The following is a 14,815-nucleotide window of genomic DNA, read 5'->3' as shown; positions in this document are numbered from 1 at the left end:
GGGCGCCGTCCGGTCTGCCCCCGCCCAGCCAGGGTGAGTCGCTTCTCCGCGACTCGCACCTCGAACCGCTTCCCCTCTGTCCCGGGATGACCTGATCGGAGACGAGATGACCACCCTCGACGACGCCCTGACCAGCACGTCTACGCCGGCCGCCGCGGCGGTCCGGCGGCCGGCCACCCTCGCCGAGCACTGGCTGGACGGTGCCGCGGTGCCGGCCCGAGGGTCCCGGCGGCTCGCTCGGACCTCCCCCGTGGACGGGTCCCCGACGGGGTCGGTGACGGCCGCGGACGACGACGAGGTGGCCGCCGCCGTCGCCGGGGCGGCCGCCGCGTTCGACGGTTGGCGGCACACCTCACCGGCGGACCGGGCCGCCTGCCTGACCGCCGCCGCGGCCGCGATCCGGGAGCACGCCGACCAGCTGGGCGCCGCCCTGACCGCCGACACCGGCCGGCTGCTGCGCACGTCCGTCGAGTCCGCCGAGGTCGCGGCGGACCTGCTGACCGAGGCGGCCACCACGGGTCTCGGACCGGCCGGTCGCACGCTGGCGGGTGCACCGGCGGCGCTCGACGTGGTGCGCCGCGAGCCCCACGGCGTGGTCGCCGTGCTGACGCCGTGGAACGACCCGCTGCCGGCGGCGGCCGGCCTGCTCGCGGCCGCCCTGGTGACCGGCAACACCGTGGTGCACAAGCCCTCGGAGCGCAGCCCGCACGCCGGGTGGCTGCTGGGCCGGCTGGTCGCCGAGCACCTGCCGGCGGGCGTGCTCCAGGTGCTCGCGGGCGACGGGTCCACCGGGGCGGCCCTCGTCGCGGACCCGCGGATCGCTCTCGTGGCGCACATCGGCAGCTCGGCCACCGGCCGGGCGATCGCCGCGGTGGCGGGCGCCCGCGGCGCCCGGCTGCTGCTGGAGAACGGCGGCAAGGACGCGCTGGTGGTCGACGAGGACGTGGACCCGGCCTGGGCCGCGGCGCAGATCGCCCTCGGCGCGTTCACCAACACCGGCCAGCTGTGCACGTCGGTGGAGCGGGTCTACGTGCACGAGCGCGTGGCGGACGCGGTGCTCGACGAGCTGGTGCGGCTGGCCGACGCCCGGACGACGGGCGACCCGGACGACGACGGCACCGAGCTGGGGCCGCTGGTCGACGAGCTGCAGCTCGCGGTGGTGGCGGCGCACGTCGACGCAGCGGTCGCGGCCGGCGCCCGGTGCCTCGCCGGTGGACGCCGGCTGGACCGGCCCGGCGCGTGGTACCCGGCCACGGTGCTGGACGGCTGCACCGAGGAGATGGACGTGCTGGCCACCGAGACGTTCGGGCCGGTGGCGGCCGTGCGGCGGGCGCCCGACTTCGACACCGCGCTGGCGTGGGCGGGCAGCGGGCGCTACGGCCTGGCGGCCACGGTGCTGACCGGCAGCCTCGAGCACGCGCTACGTGCGGCGGACCGGCTCGACGTCGGCACGGTCAAGGTGAACGCCGTCTTCGGCGGCGCGCCGGGCGGTTCGGCGGACCCGCGCCGGGACAGCGGACAGGGTGCCGGGTACGGCCCGGACCTGCTCGCGGCGATGACCAGGCTCAAGGCCGTGCACCTCGAGGCGCCGCCACGCTGAGCGACCGGATGGGGTCGGAGGGGCCCGTGCGCACGGCTACCCTGCTCGGGTGGTGGGCACGGGTCAGGACTCCGGAGGGCTGCGGAGCCGCATCCTCGAGGCCACGCGACAGCTGCTGATCGAGGGACGCGACCCCCGCCTCGTCAGCATCGCGCGTGTCTGCGCACGGGCGGCGTGCACGCCGCCGTCGCTGTACCACTACTTCGCCACCAAGGACGAGCTGCTCAGCGAGGTCTGCGACGGCGTGATGCGCGAGTTCATGTCCGGCCTGCAGCTGCAGGTCCGCACCATCACCGACCCGCTCGAGGAGCTCGCCGCCCGCGGCACCGCCTACCTCGAGTGGGGACTGGCCAACCCGGGCGAGTACCGCGTGCTGTTCGACCGCCCCAGCTGGGCGATCGCCGGGGAGCAGCGGCAGTCGGACGCCAGCAACGGTCTCGCGGAGCTGGTCGACAACGTGGTGCGGTGCCGGCTCGCGGGCAAGCTGTCCACCGACACCGACCCGTTCATCCAGGCGCTCGCGCTGTGGGGCGAGGTGCACGGGCTGACGATGCTGGCGATCGCCAACCCGAACATCCCGCCGCACGTGCTGCACGGCGCGCTGCAGGCGTCGCAGGCCTGGCAGCTGGGGGTCAGCCCGCGGGCGTGACGACGAGCTTGCCCTGCACGTGACCGTCACGCAGCCGCGCGTACGCCTGCCGCACGGCGTCCAGCTCCAGCGGGTAGCGGCCCGCGATCGGCACGCGCACCCGTCCGGCGGCCACCAGGTCGAGCACGTGCGCCACGTCCTGCGACGTCGCGTGCGCGCCACCGGTGGAGACGGCGCCCTGGAGCCGGTCCGGCGGTGCGGCGATCGAGGCGATCCGCTCCACCGGCACGCCGAGCTCGATGCCGGCCGTCACGTACTCCGCCCCGTGCAGGTCCAGCACGGCGGTCACCGGACCCGGTGCCGCGGCGCGCACCCGGTCGACGAGCCCGTCGCCGTGTGTCACGGGCACCACGCCGAGGTCGCGCAGCAGCGGGTGGTTCGCCTCGCCGGCCACGCCGACCACCTGCACGCCGAGGTCCACCGCCAGCTGAGCGGCGATCAGCCCCACGCCGCCGGCGGCGGCACTGAGCAGCAGCACGTCGCCGGGTCCCACACCCACCGCCGCGAGGCCGGCCACGGCCGCCCGGCTCGCCACCTGGAGCGCACCGGCCACCACCGGGTCGACCCCCTCGGGCACCGGCAGCACCGCATCGGTGACGTCCAGCACCAGCACGTCCGCCAGCGCACCCTCGGACACCTGTGCGCACACGGCATCGCCGACCGCGAACCGGTCGACCCCCGCACCGACCTGGTCCACCACCCCCGACACGTCGTGCCCCACGCCGCGGGAGCCGTCCGGCGCCGGCCCGCGGGCGAACAGGCCCCCGAACGCCTTCCAGTCCGCCGGGTTCAGCCCGGCGGCCGTCACGCGGACGCGCAGCTGACCGGGCCCGGCCACCGGGTCCGGGCCCTCGACCAGCCGGAGCACCTCCGGTCCGCCATAGACGTCGTAGCGGATGCTGCGGACCATCAGCGCTCCCCCGCCCGGGCGGCCAGCCACCCGCGCAGCCGGTCCGGGCGGTTGGTGATCACGGCGTCCACCCCCAGCGCCTGGGCCTCGGCCCACATCCACGGCTCGTCGAGCGTCCACGCCATCACCTGCCGACCGGCGGCGTGCTGCGCCTCGACCAGGTCGGGGTGCGTCTGCAGCAGCCGACCGTCGGGGTTGCACGTCATCACCCCGAGCCGCGAGCAGAGCGCGTCGAGCGCCGCCAGGTGCGGTGCGCCGTCCGGGCCCAGCGGCAGGTCCTCCACCAGCAGCCCGCGGTGCAGCTGCGGGGCCACCTCGCGCAGGGCGGCGACGCTGTCGGGCTCGAAGCTCTGTCCGACGACGCGCGGCAGCAGCCCCGCCTCGGCGAGCGGGCCGAGCAGCAGCCGCACGCGGTCGGCCGTCCACACGCCCTTGAGCTCCAGCAGCAGGTCTGTGCGGGGGTGGCGCACCAGCAGATCGACCACCTCGTCCAGCACCGGCACCCGCTGACCTGCGTAGGCGGGGGCGAACCACGAGCCGGCGTCCAGGGCGCGCACCTGGTCCAGGGTCAGCGTGTCCACCCGGCCGGAGCCGCCGGTGGTGGCGTCCACCTCGTCGTCGTGGATCACCACGGCGTGCCCGTCGGCCGTCAGCTGCACGTCCAGCTCGATCGCGTCGACCCCCGCCGCGCACGCCGCCTCGAACGCCGCCAGCGTGTTCTGCGGCGCCACGGAGCTGTTGCCTCGGTGCCCGATCACCCTCATGCCCACACCCCTCGCTCCCGCAGCACCTGCGCCAGCAGGTCCGCCCGGTCGCTGACCAGGCCGTCCACCCCCAGCTCGAGCAGCCGCCGCATCTCCTCCGGCTCGTTCACCGTCCACACGTGCACCTGCAGACCGGCCCGGTGCGCCGCTGCCACCGTCCTCCGGTCCACCACCGTCACGCGACCCTGCGCCACCGGCACCTGCAGGCAGTCCACCGACCGCACCGCGCGCCGCAGCCCGCCGGCCGGCAGCCCGGTGCGCGCGCCGACGACGAACGCCGCCACCTCGCTGGTCGCCGCGGACGTCGCCACCGGCCGGGACAGCCCGGCCAGCGTCGCCAGCCGGCGCCGCACCGAGAACGACGCGATGCACACCCGGTCGTGCGCCGCCGTCCGCTCCACCGCCGCCACGACGGGCGCCACGGCCGACGCCGCCTTCACGTCGATGTTCACCCGCAGGTCGGGACTCAGCCCGAGCACGTCCTCGAGCAGCGGCACCGGCTCGGCACCGCCGATCCGCGCCTCTCGCACGCGGGACCACGGCAGGTCCCGCACGCGCCCGTGCGCATCGGTGGTGCGGTCCAGCGTCTCGTCGTGCAGCGCGACCGCCACGCCGTCGCTCGTCGCGTGCGCGTCCGTCTCCACGTAGCGGAACCCCAGGTCGACGGCTGACGCGAAGGCCGCCAGAGAGTTCTCCAGCCCCTCCCGGGAGAACCCGCGGTGCGCCAGCGCGACGAACCCGCTCGGGTCCGCGAGGTAGCCGGTCGCCGTCACCGGCGCGCCCGTTCGTCGAGGAACCGGGTCATCGCGGCGAGGTAGGCCGCCCGCGGCGCCTCCGCCGACAGCGCCAGGTCGTGCACCGCGCCGGGGAACGACCGCACCGTGACGTCCCGACCCAGACCGGGCGCCCGGCGGCTGATCGCCCGCACGTCCAGCACGGTGTCCTGCTCGTCCAGCGCCGGGTTGTCGGCGCGGTCGGGGCCGGACATCGCGGCGTGCCCCACCAGCACCGGGCAGCCGATCTCCAGCCCCCGCGACACGCGCGCCTGCGCCGACAGCACGGCCGCGAGCCAGCCCGCCCGGACCGGCACGCCGTCCGGCCGCTTGAGGGTGGTGTCGAACTCCCACCGCCCACCGTTGGCCACCAGCAGATGGCTCGCGTACACCGACGGCCCCGAGGAGACGACGGTCAGCGGCGCCGTGCGCGCCAGCACGCGCAGCACCCGGTCGGTCACGCGCGGCATCCACGACCGTCCCAGCGCGAGGAACGGGCTGTTCAGCACCAGCGCGTCGGGGCCGCCGTGCACCCGGTGCGCGTGCGCCCACAGCGCCGCGACCAGGCCACCCATCGAATGCGCGTGCACCGCCACCGGCACCGCGGGGTGCAGCCCGCGGGCCACCGCGACGGCGGCGCCGAGGTCGGCGGCCTGCTCCCGCACGTCGTCCAGGTAGTGCGGCACCTCCTCCGGCCGCCACGACCGGCCCGCCCGGCGCACGTCGACCGCGAGGAACGCCCAGCCGGCGTCCTCGACGGCGGCGGCGAGGTGCTCGGCGAAGAAGTAGTCGTTGTAGCCGTGCAGGTGGACCACCACCCCGCGCGGCGGTCGCCCGCGGTGCAGCCGGCCGGCCGGAGCGCGCCGGACGACGGTCAGCACGGGGTCGGTCCGACCCGCGGCCGCGGAGGCGAGCGGGCGCCCCGGCGCTGGCGGCCCGGCGGGCAGCCGGGTGGCGACGAAGCCGTCCAGCTGCTCGTCGTCCACCCAGTGCAGGCCGCCCGCCGCCGCGTCCATCGCCGGCGACCACAGCAGCGTCCGCAGCCTCATGTCACGCCCGCTCGCCGGCCGTCGGGACGTCGCGCACCGCGACGTCGTGCCGGCCGTCCACCCCGCGTCCGCGCGGGAACCGCACCAGCAGCAGCAGCCCGAGGCCCAGCGCCAGCACCACCACGATGCCGAGGATGCCCCAGTACTGGGCGCCGCCCCAGGCGATGGCCAGCGAGAACGCCATCGGCGCCAGGAAGCTCGCCGCCCGGCCGGTGGTGGCGTACAGCCCGAAGGCCTCGGCCTCGCGACCCGCGTCCGTCAGGCGCGCCAGGAGCCCGCGGCTGGCGGACTGGGTGGGGCCGACGCACGACGACAGCACCAGGCCGGCCACCCAGAACGCCGTCTGCCCCTGGTCGTGCAGCACGAACACCGCGACGGCCGCGAGCACCAGCACGACGAGGGACACCGTGATCACGCGCCGCGGCCCGAACCGGTCGTCCAACCAGCCGGCGCCGATCGTGCTGATCCCGGCCACCACGTTCGCGGCGATGGCGAACACGATCACCTGCGAGGACGTGAACCCGAACGTGCCGGAGGCGAGCACGGCACCGAACGTGAACACCCCCGCCAGCCCGTCCCGGTACACCGCGCTGGCCACCAGGTACCCCAGCGTCGACCGGCGGGTGCGCCACAGGTGCGCGACGTCGTGACCGAGCTTGCGGTACGCGCCGAGCGCGCCGATCGCGCGCGGGTCGGGGCGGGCGTGCTCCGGCACGGCGACCAGCACGGGGACGGCGAACACCGCCATCCAGACGGCGGACACCGCGACCGCCGCGCGGATGTTCCAGCCGTCGGCCGACGTCACGCCGAACCAGCCGACGTCGGGGTTGATGAACCCCACGAACAGCACGATCAGCAGCACGATCCCGCCGACGTACCCCGAGCCCCAGCCGATGCCGCTGACCCGGCCCACCGTGGCGGGCGTGGTGATCTGCAGCAGCAGCGCGTTGTACGCCACCGACGCCAGCTCGAAGAACACGTTCCCGGCCGCCAGCAGCACCACGCCGAGCAGCACGGCGTGGGACCGGGCGCCGTCGTGCGGGTGCACCAGCACCATGGCCGCCATCGCGGCCACCGTCACCGCCGTGTTCGCGCCGAGCCACACCTTGCGCCGGCCGGACGCGTCCGAGAGCGCGCCGAGCGCCGGCGCGAGCAGCGCCACCAGGATGCCCGCGACGGTCAGCCCCCAGCCCAGCCACTGCGAGTGCAGCGCCGTGGTGGCGGTGACGTCGGCCCCCGGCTCGACGAACACCTTCGAGGTCAGCCAGACGGTGAACACGAACGTGGTCACCACGGCGTTGAACGCCGCCGACCCCCAGTCCCAGGCAGCCCAGGCGAGCACCCGGCCGGTGGTCAGGCGCGGGGCACGGGCGGGCGGCGTGGAGGTCCGGCCGGGGCCGAGATCGTCGTCGATCACGGCCGGCTGCAGTCGTCGGTCACGGCCGGATGGTACGGCGGCACGACGACCACCGCCCCGCGGCCGCGCAGGCGCGCGGGTGAACACTGCACGAACGCTCACCGGAGGCCGCCGGAGCGGACCATCGAGGGGAGCCGCGAGGCCTCTCCGGCGGCTGCACCGGCTGCGGCGCGCGCCACCGTTGAACGGCCGTCCCCGGGCGCCCAGACTCGCACCATGACATCTCCCCGCCGACGGCCGGCCGGCCGTCGTCTGCTCGCGAGCCTGGCCCCGGCTGCTCTCGCGATCGCCCTGGCCGGGTGCAGCGGCGGCACCACGCCGGGATCAGCCGGCCCCACCGGCACCGCACCGGGAACGCCGGCCGGCAGCGGCAGCAGCAGCACGCCCGTCCCGAGCAGCGCGACCGGCGGCAGGGCACCGTCGACCCCGACCGCCTCGACGACAGCGGCGTCGGGTACCGGGTCGGCCCCCGGCGGCTGCACGTCCGCGCACCTGTCGGCGTCGCTGGTGCCGGGTGGTGCCGCGGCGGGCAGCACCATGCCCGTGCTGGTGCTGACCAACACCGGCAGCGACACCTGCACCCTGCAGGGCTGGCCGGGCGTCTCGTTCGTCGGCGGCGGCAACGGCACCCAGCTCGGTGCCGCGGCGGACCGCGACGACACCGGCTCGCACACCCTCGTCACCCTGGCGCCCGGCGCGGCCGCGCACGTCCCGATGCGGATCGCCAACGCGCAGAACTACGACGCCGCGGCGTGCAACCCCGTACCGGCGGACGGGCTGCGCGTCTACCCGCCGGGCCAGAAGGACGCGCTGTTCGTCTCGGCCAGCGGCCTGACGGCGTGCCGGTCCGACGTGCAGCACCTCATCTCGGTCCAGGCGGTGCAGCCGGGCGCCTCCTGAACGAGGTGAGGGTGGGGGCGCACGTGGCGCACCCACCCTCACCTGGCCCTCAGCGACCCTCGTCGGCCACCCGCGTCAGCTGCCCATGTCAGCTGCCCAGCCGCGCCTGCGCGTCGATCGCGGCCTGGATCGCCGCGTCCAGCCGGGACTGCGCCGCGCCGTACGCCGCGAAGTCGTTCGCCGCGAGCGCCGCCTGACCGTCCTTCATCGCCTGGCTGGCCGCCTGCAGCGCCGACTGCAGGTCGGCGCGCGCCGTGGCGTCCCCACCGGTGGAGGAGCCGCTCGGCGACGGCGTCGGGCTGGTGCTCGGCGTCGGCGTGCCGGACGGAGCCGGCGACGGGGTGCCGCTGGGGCTCGGCGACGGGCTCGGCGTCCCACCGGACCCGGCGTCACCGGCCTGGGCGCCGGAGTTGCCGCCGAACACCTGGTTCAGCGCCTCGTCCAGCGTCTCGGCGAACCCGATCTTGTTGCCGAACGACACCAGCACGCGCTGCAGCAGCGGGAACGTGGTGCCGCTCGACGCCTGCACGTACACGGGCTGCACGTAGAGCAGTCCCCCGCCCACCGGCAGCGTCAGCAGGTTGCCGCGCAGCACCGACGAGTCGCCGCGGCCCAGGATGTTCAGCTCGTTCGACACGGTGGCGTCCGCCGTGAAGGCCGAGTTGGCCTGTCCCGGTCCGGGCACCGTCGAGTCGCGCGGCAGCGTCAGCAGCCGCAACGTGCCGTAGTCCGGCGACGGTTTGCCGGCGACGTTGCCCGCCTCGGCGTCCGCCGCCAGGTATCCCGTCAGCACCTCACGCGCGGTGGAGCCGGCCGGGATGAACGTCGACATCAGCGAGAAGTTCGCCGACTTCTGGTCCGGCATCTGCAGGGTCAGGTAGTACGGCGGCTGGTCGACCTTCTCGGTGGTGGTGGTCGGGTCCAGCGGGTTGGCCCAGAAGTCGTTGCCGGAGAAGAACTGCCCGGCGTCCGTCACGTGGTACTTGGCCAGCAGCGTGCGCTGCACCTTGAACAGGTCCTCCGGGTACCGGATGTGGCTCATCAGCGCACCGCTGATGTCCGACATCGGCTTGACCGACGTGGGGAACACCTTCGACCACGCCTTGAGCACCGGGTCCTGCGTGTCCCAGGTGTACAGGTCCACCGACCCGTCGTACGCGTCGACCGTCGCCTTCACCGAGTTGCGGATGTAGTTCACCGTCTTCGGCTGCAGCGCCTGCACGTTGGAGCTGGTCTGGGTGACCGAGTCGGTGGTCGCGTCCGAGAGCGACTGGCTGGCGCTGTACGGGTACTGGTCCGAGGTGGTGTAGCCGTCGATGATCCACTTCACGCGGCCGTCGATCACCGCCGGGTACACCCGGCCGTCCAGCTCGAGGTAGGGCGCCACCTTGGCCACCCGGTCCCGCGGGTTGCGGTCGTAGAGGATCTGCGACTGCGGGGTGACGCGGTTGGAGAACAGGATCTGCTCGTCCCCGAACTTGATCGAGTACATGATCTTGTTCCACAGGTTGCCGATGCTCGGCCCCGCGGAGACCGTCTGCGTCGGGAACCGCGTGTTCAGCGAGCCGGAGCCACCCGTGTCGTCCGGGTAGTCGAACTCCCACCCTGTGGAGCCGTCGGGACCGCCGACGATCGAGTACGGCGGGGACGTCTCGCCGAAGTAGATGCGCGGCTCGTAGGTGCCGATGTCACCGCTGGACGGGATGCCGCCCTCCCAGAACGCCGGCTGACCGTTGGCGCCACGCGTGTTGCCGTAGGCCGCCACCACGCCGTACCCGTGGGTGTACACGGTGGTGTTGTTCACCCAGTTCCGCTGCGAGTCGCTCAGCCCGTTGAGGTCGAGCTCGCGGACGGCGATCACGGTGTCACGGCTCTGACCGTTGACCGTGTACCGGTCCACCGACAGCGTCTGCGGGAAGTCGTAGAACCCGCGGATCTGCTGCAGCTGCTTGAACGACGGCGACACCAGCTGCGGGTCGAGCAGGCGGATCGAGTTGGTCGTCTCGGCGTCGGAGCGCAGCGCACCGGCCTCCGCGGTCACCTTCGCCGGATACTCGCTCGTCTTGACGTCCCTCAGCCCGTACGCCTGCCGCGTCGAGTCGATGTTGCGCTGGATGTACTCCTTCTCGGCGTCCTGCTGGTTGGGCTGCACCTGGAAGCGCTGCACGATCGCCGGGTAGATGCCGCCGACGACGATGGCGGACAGCAGCATCAGCGCGACGCCGATGCCCGGCAGCCGCCAGTTGCCGGTGATCGCCGAGTAGACGAACGCCGCGGCGACGACGAGGGCGGCGACGGTGAGGATCGCCTTGGACGGCATCACCGCGTGCACGTCGGTGAAGGTCGCGCCGGCGAACTTCTGCCCGGCGCTGTTCTTCATCAGCAGCGAGTACCGGTCCAGCCAGTAGCTCGCGGCGATCAGCACCAGCAGCACCGCGGCCAGCACCGACAGGTGCACACGCGCGGCGCGGGTGGTCCGGTTGCCCTTCGCGGCGGGGCCCAGCCGCAGGCCGCCGTACAGGTAGTGGGTCGCCAGCGCGCCGATGCCGGACAGGATCACCACGGCCATCAGGAACGACACCGTGAACCGCAGCACCGGCAGCGTGAACATGTAGAAGCCGAGGTCCAGGTGGAACTGCGGGTCGGTGGTGCCGACGCGCTGCGCGTGCATCGCCAGCTGCACCGTGTCCCAGCGCTGCGCCGCGGCACCGCCGGCGAACAGCCCCAGCAGCACCGGTCCGACCAGCATCACCAGCCGGCGCAGCGGCTCGATCGCCTCGCGGTACTGGTCGAGGCTCGTCTGCTCGGGCGTCGACGGTGCGTACACCGGACGCGAGTGGTACGCGAACCGCAGGCTGCCTGCCACCGCGACGGCCATCACGGCGAACCCCACGACGAACAGCACGCCCCGGGTGCCCCACTCGGTCCACAGCACCTGCAGGTAGCCGAGCTGGTTGAACCACAGCGCCTCGGTCCACACGTGCGACAGGATCACGACGACGATCGCGATGCCGGCCAGGATGGCGATGGTCGGCAGCAGGGGCCCGCGTCGACGCCGGGCGGGACGGGGGCGGGGGCGGGGCGGTGAGGCGAACATCCGGCGGTGGTCCTCGTCGTGTGAGCGGTCCGGCCTCCTGGCCGGGTGGCCCACGAAGGGGCCAGCCGGTGAACGCGCCGGTCGGGGCCCAGGTTCCCACACCGATGCGACGATGAGGCCATGGCGGACGCACTCCAGGCAGCGGGCGACGCGCCCGACGGGACACCGGCCCCGAGCGGCGCTCCCGAAAGCGGCGCACCGGCAGGAGGCGACGACGTCACGACGAGCGGCGCAGGCTCCGTCGCGGCCCGCACCGCGCTGACCGCCGCGGTCCGGGAGATCGAGCTGCACGTCGCCCGCGCGGGCTGGGACGCACCCGTCCGGGTGTTCGCCCTGGTGCGCACCCAGCAGGCGCTGACCACCGAACCGACGCTCGCCGACCAGCTCGAGCCGGAGGTGCTCGCCGCCGCCCGCACCAACCCCTGGCACCTGACCTCCGTCGAGCAGGAGGGCCTGCCGGCCGCGGAGGACGTCGAGCAGCTGCTGGGCCAGCTGTCCTGGCCGTCGACGGTGGACGGTGCGGCGCTCACGGTGGAGCGCGTGGTGCTCCCGCCGGCCGCCGAGGCGCAGCTGCCGGCCGACCCGGACGCGGCGGTCGCCTACCTGATGGGCCACCCGGACCGGCAGGACGTGCGGATCGCCGTCGGCGTGCTGCGCGACGGTGCCGCGTGGTGCGCCGTCCGCACCCGCGCGCACGACTCCGACGACCAGGTGGGCGGCGGTCCCGACGTGGTCCCCGGCCTGGTCGCGGCGCTGCGCTCGACGCTCGACTGACGCGTCAGCGCGTGCAGGTGGGCAACGAGCCGCCCGCACCCTTGCCGATCGCGGTCATCGCCGCCACCGCGTCGGACAGCGTCGCCACCTTGACCACGTGCAGGCCGGCGGGGACGTGACCCACCACCTCGTCGCAGTTCGACGCCGGTGCCAGGAACCAGTCGGCACCGTCGCGCCGGGCGCCCACCAGCTTCTGCCGGATGCCGCCGATCGGCCCGACCTCCCCGGTGACGTCCATCGTCCCGGTGCCGGCGATCTTGGCGCCGTTCGCCTCGTCGGCCGGGGTGAGCTTGTCGACGATGCCGAGGGCGAACATCGTCCCCGCGCTCGGGCCGCCGATCCCGTCGATGCTGATGTCCACCTTCACGGGGAACGTGAACGTCGGGTCGATCATCACCCCGATCAGCGCGCGGCCGTCGGGGCGCTTCGACGTCACGATCGGTACCTGCTGGTCGGCACCGTCGCGCCGCACCGTCAGCGTGACCGTGCTCCCGGGTGTCACGGCCTCGAGCTTGCGCACCAGCGTCTGGTAGTCCGGCAGCGTCGTGCCGTCCAGCTGCTCCAGCACGTCCCCCTTGTGCAGCTTGGTCGCGGCGTCGGTGCCGTCCTGCGTGCCGGCGACGGTCAGCGTCGCCGGGACGGTGTAGCCCAGCTGCGTCAGCGCCGCGACCGTCGCGTTCTCCTGCGAGCTGGTCATCTCCTGGGAGTTCGCCGCGTCGATCTGCTGCTGCGTCTGGCCCTTGGGGACCACCGCCTCGGCCGGGTCGACGACGGACGTCGGGTCGAACCAGCCGCGCAGCACTCCTGACAGAGACGACGGGTACCCCGGCCCCCCGGTCCCGGACACGGTGGTCAGCCGCAGCTGTCCGGTGGACGGGTACGTCTGGGCGCCGGAGATCCGGATCAGCGGCGTGCCGTTCTGGGAGCCCAGCACGTCGCGCGTCGGTCCCGGGCTGGTCACGGCGTACGGGACCGGGATCACCACGGCGACGGCGATCAGCACGGCCGTCAGCAGCATGCCGCCGGACAGCAGCACGGAGCGCGGGTCGACGGGTCGGCGCGGCTCGACGGCCGCCGCCGCACCCTCGTCGGGCGCCGGCGCGATCTCGTCGGGACGGGGCTCGGGGCTGGCGAACACCCGCCGATCATCGCGCACGCGTCTGGGACCGCGCGTACCGACCGGCGCCGCCGCCCGACCGCGGGACGCGCACCGGTGACGCGGCGCTGCGCCGTGAGCGAACCCGCTGCTCCAGGCGGTGCCGGCCCTCGTTCGGCCGCGACGGCGGCGGTTACCGTGGAGCCGCGATCCCACGACGGCAGCCGCACCGACCGCGACCGGCGGACGCAGGTGCGTGCGACGCGTCGGCCGCCGACCGTCCAGGAGGACCCATGAGCCCGCAGACGCCGGACCCGGCCGTGCCGGGTGAGCAGCCCGACTGGGAGCAGGTGCTCCGCTCGATGCTGGGCCCGGCCGCCGACGAGGCGATCGCCCAGCTGCGCGCGGCGGGCATCGACCCCGCCGCGATGGCCTCGGGGTCGGGCCTGCCGCAGGACCCCGCCGCCCTGCAGCAGGTGTTCAGCCAGGTGCAGCGGATGTTCGCCGAGTCCGGTGACGAGCCGGTCAACTGGTCGATGGCCCACGAGCTGGCCCGCCAGCAGGCCTCCCTGGGCGGCGACCCGTCCGTCAGCCGCGCCGAGACCGACCAGGTGGCACAGGCGTTCTCGGTGGCCGAGCTGTGGCTCGACGCCGCCACCGACCTGCCGCCCACCGGGGCGACGGGCCGCGCGTGGAGCCGCGCCGAGTGGGTCGAGGCGACGCTGCCGACGTGGCGCACCCTGACCGAACCCGTCGCGTCGTCCCTGTCCACCGCCCTGGTGCAGGCGCTCGGCTCGTCGCTGCCGGAGGGTTTCGCCGAGGAGCTCGGGGCGCCCGGCGGACCCGGCGGGGCGTTCGGCGGCCTGCCTCCGGGCGCGCTGAGCGGCCTGCTGGGCGACGGCACCGGTGGGCCGATCGACATGGGTCAGCTGCTGCGGCGCCTCGGGTCGGCGGTGTTCGGCCTCCAGGTCGGGCAGGCCTCCGGCACCCTGTCCCGCGAGGTGTTCGGCGCCACGGACATCGGCCTCCCCCTGCTCGAGCAGCCCGTCCCGGTGCTGGTGCCGCACAACGTGGCGGAGTTCGGTGAGGGCCTGGAGGTGCCGGCCGACGAGGTGCGCCTGTTCCTCGCGCTGCGCGAGGCGGCGGCGACGCGCCTGTTCACGCACGTCCCCTGGCTGCGCGCGCACCTGTTCGGCCTGGTCGAGGCCTATGCACGCGGCATCGCCATCGACGCCGACGAGCTCGGCGAGGCGGTCCGTTCGGTGGACCCGACCGACCCGCAGGCGCTGCAGGAGGCGCTGACCGGCGGCATCTTCGTCCCGCAGAACACCCCCGAGCAGGCCGCGGCCCTCGAGCGCCTCGAGACCTCACTGGCGCTGGTCGAGGGCTGGGTGGACGAGGTGACGGCCCAGGCCGCCCTCCCCCACCTGCCGCACGCGGTCCCGCTGCGCGAGATGCTGCGCCGCCGACGCGCGTCCGGCGGACCCGCCGAGCAGACGTTCGCCAGCCTCGTCGGCCTCGAGCTGCGCCCCCGACGGCTGCGCGACGCCGCCACCCTGTGGGCGGCCATCGACGCCGAGCGCGGCCAGTCCGGGCGCGACGCCGTCTGGCAGCACCCCGACCTGATGCCCACCACGGCGGACCTGGACGACCCGTCCGGCTACGCCGCCCGGCGGCAGGCCGCGATCGACGAGGGCGCCGAGCTGGACCGCGCGCTGGCCGAGATCCTGGGTGAGGAGCCGCCGAAGGACGCCGAGCAGGGCTGACCGGCTCGCACGGCGTCACC

12 protein-coding genes are annotated in these 14,815 nt (G+C 74.7%); 5 read left to right on the top strand and 7 right to left on the bottom strand.

The genetic code is table 11. The features are described 5' to 3' along the window. Positions 1-106: 106 nt before the first annotated feature. Positions 107-1,600: an aldehyde dehydrogenase family protein gene (locus ACFQTY_RS05015; protein ID WP_378098058.1), complete on the top strand. Its 1,494-nt coding sequence runs from the start codon at positions 107-109 to the stop codon at positions 1,598-1,600. Between the two features lie 49 nt (positions 1,601-1,649). Beyond that, the gene (locus ACFQTY_RS05010; RefSeq protein WP_378098055.1) at positions 1,650-2,249 is read left to right on the top strand and encodes a TetR/AcrR family transcriptional regulator; all 600 of its coding nucleotides are present in this window, start codon (positions 1,650-1,652) and stop codon (positions 2,247-2,249) included. On the opposite strand, the gene ACFQTY_RS05005 is transcribed toward ACFQTY_RS05010, so the two are convergent. The 5 genes from ACFQTY_RS05005 to ACFQTY_RS04985 are packed head-to-tail and all read right to left on the bottom strand — an operon-like array spanning position 2,233 to position 7,162. Further along, on the bottom strand, positions 2,233-3,159 hold the full coding sequence (locus ACFQTY_RS05005) for an NADP-dependent oxidoreductase (protein WP_378098052.1): 927 nt from the start codon (positions 3,157-3,159) through the stop codon (positions 2,233-2,235). The two genes, ACFQTY_RS05010 and ACFQTY_RS05005, sit on opposite strands and share 17 nt — an antisense overlap. Further along, positions 3,159-3,923, bottom strand: coding sequence for a glycerophosphodiester phosphodiesterase (locus tag ACFQTY_RS05000; protein WP_378098049.1), 765 nt, complete (start codon positions 3,921-3,923; stop codon positions 3,159-3,161). The genes ACFQTY_RS05005 and ACFQTY_RS05000 overlap by 1 nt, the downstream gene beginning before the upstream one ends. After that, positions 3,920-4,696, bottom strand: coding sequence for a glycerophosphodiester phosphodiesterase (locus tag ACFQTY_RS04995; protein ID WP_378098046.1), 777 nt, complete (start codon positions 4,694-4,696; stop codon positions 3,920-3,922). Before ACFQTY_RS04995 ends, ACFQTY_RS05000 begins: the two co-directional genes overlap by 4 nt. Then, on the bottom strand, positions 4,693-5,745 hold the full coding sequence (locus ACFQTY_RS04990) for an alpha/beta fold hydrolase (protein WP_378098043.1): 1,053 nt from the start codon (positions 5,743-5,745) through the stop codon (positions 4,693-4,695). The genes ACFQTY_RS04995 and ACFQTY_RS04990 overlap by 4 nt, the downstream gene beginning before the upstream one ends. Position 5,746: 1 nt before the next feature. Next, positions 5,747-7,162: an MFS transporter gene (locus ACFQTY_RS04985; RefSeq protein ID WP_378098040.1), complete on the bottom strand. Its 1,416-nt coding sequence runs from the start codon at positions 7,160-7,162 to the stop codon at positions 5,747-5,749. Positions 7,163-7,378: 216 nt separating this feature from the next. Here ACFQTY_RS04985 and ACFQTY_RS04980 point away from each other — a divergent pair, with 216 nt between their 5' ends. Further along, positions 7,379-8,062, top strand: coding sequence for a DUF4232 domain-containing protein (locus tag ACFQTY_RS04980; RefSeq protein WP_378098037.1), 684 nt, complete (start codon positions 7,379-7,381; stop codon positions 8,060-8,062). 88 nt (positions 8,063-8,150) lie between these two features. Here the strand turns inward: ACFQTY_RS04980 and ACFQTY_RS04975 are convergent, their stop codons facing one another. After that, positions 8,151-11,159 (bottom strand): UPF0182 family protein, encoded by a 3,009-nt coding sequence (locus ACFQTY_RS04975; RefSeq protein WP_378098034.1) that lies wholly within the window; start codon positions 11,157-11,159, stop codon positions 8,151-8,153. A 120-nt stretch (positions 11,160-11,279) separates the two neighbouring features. On the opposite strand from ACFQTY_RS04975, the gene ACFQTY_RS04970 reads away from it, so the two are divergent. Further along, positions 11,280-11,933, top strand: a complete 654-nt coding sequence (locus ACFQTY_RS04970) for a PPA1309 family protein (protein WP_378098031.1) — start codon at positions 11,280-11,282, stop codon at positions 11,931-11,933. Positions 11,934-11,937: 4 nt separating this feature from the next. Here ACFQTY_RS04970 and ACFQTY_RS04965 read toward each other — a convergent pair whose 3' ends face one another. Beyond that, the gene (locus tag ACFQTY_RS04965; protein ID WP_378098028.1) at positions 11,938-13,071 is read right to left on the bottom strand and encodes a PDZ domain-containing protein; all 1,134 of its coding nucleotides are present in this window, start codon (positions 13,069-13,071) and stop codon (positions 11,938-11,940) included. 251 nt (positions 13,072-13,322) lie between these two features. On the opposite strand from ACFQTY_RS04965, the gene ACFQTY_RS04960 reads away from it, so the two are divergent. Continuing rightward, entirely contained in the window at positions 13,323-14,795 is a 1,473-nt protein-coding gene (locus tag ACFQTY_RS04960) for a zinc-dependent metalloprotease (RefSeq protein ID WP_378098025.1), read from the top strand. The last annotated feature ends 20 nt before the right edge of the window (positions 14,796-14,815 follow it).

This window comes from Cellulomonas sp. T2.31MG-18, from assembly GCF_964266755.1.
GTDB lineage: Bacteria > Actinomycetota > Actinomycetes > Actinomycetales > Cellulomonadaceae > Cellulomonas.
The sequence above is the reverse complement of the archived record's forward strand: the minus strand, read 5'-3'. Positions and strand labels throughout refer to the sequence as shown.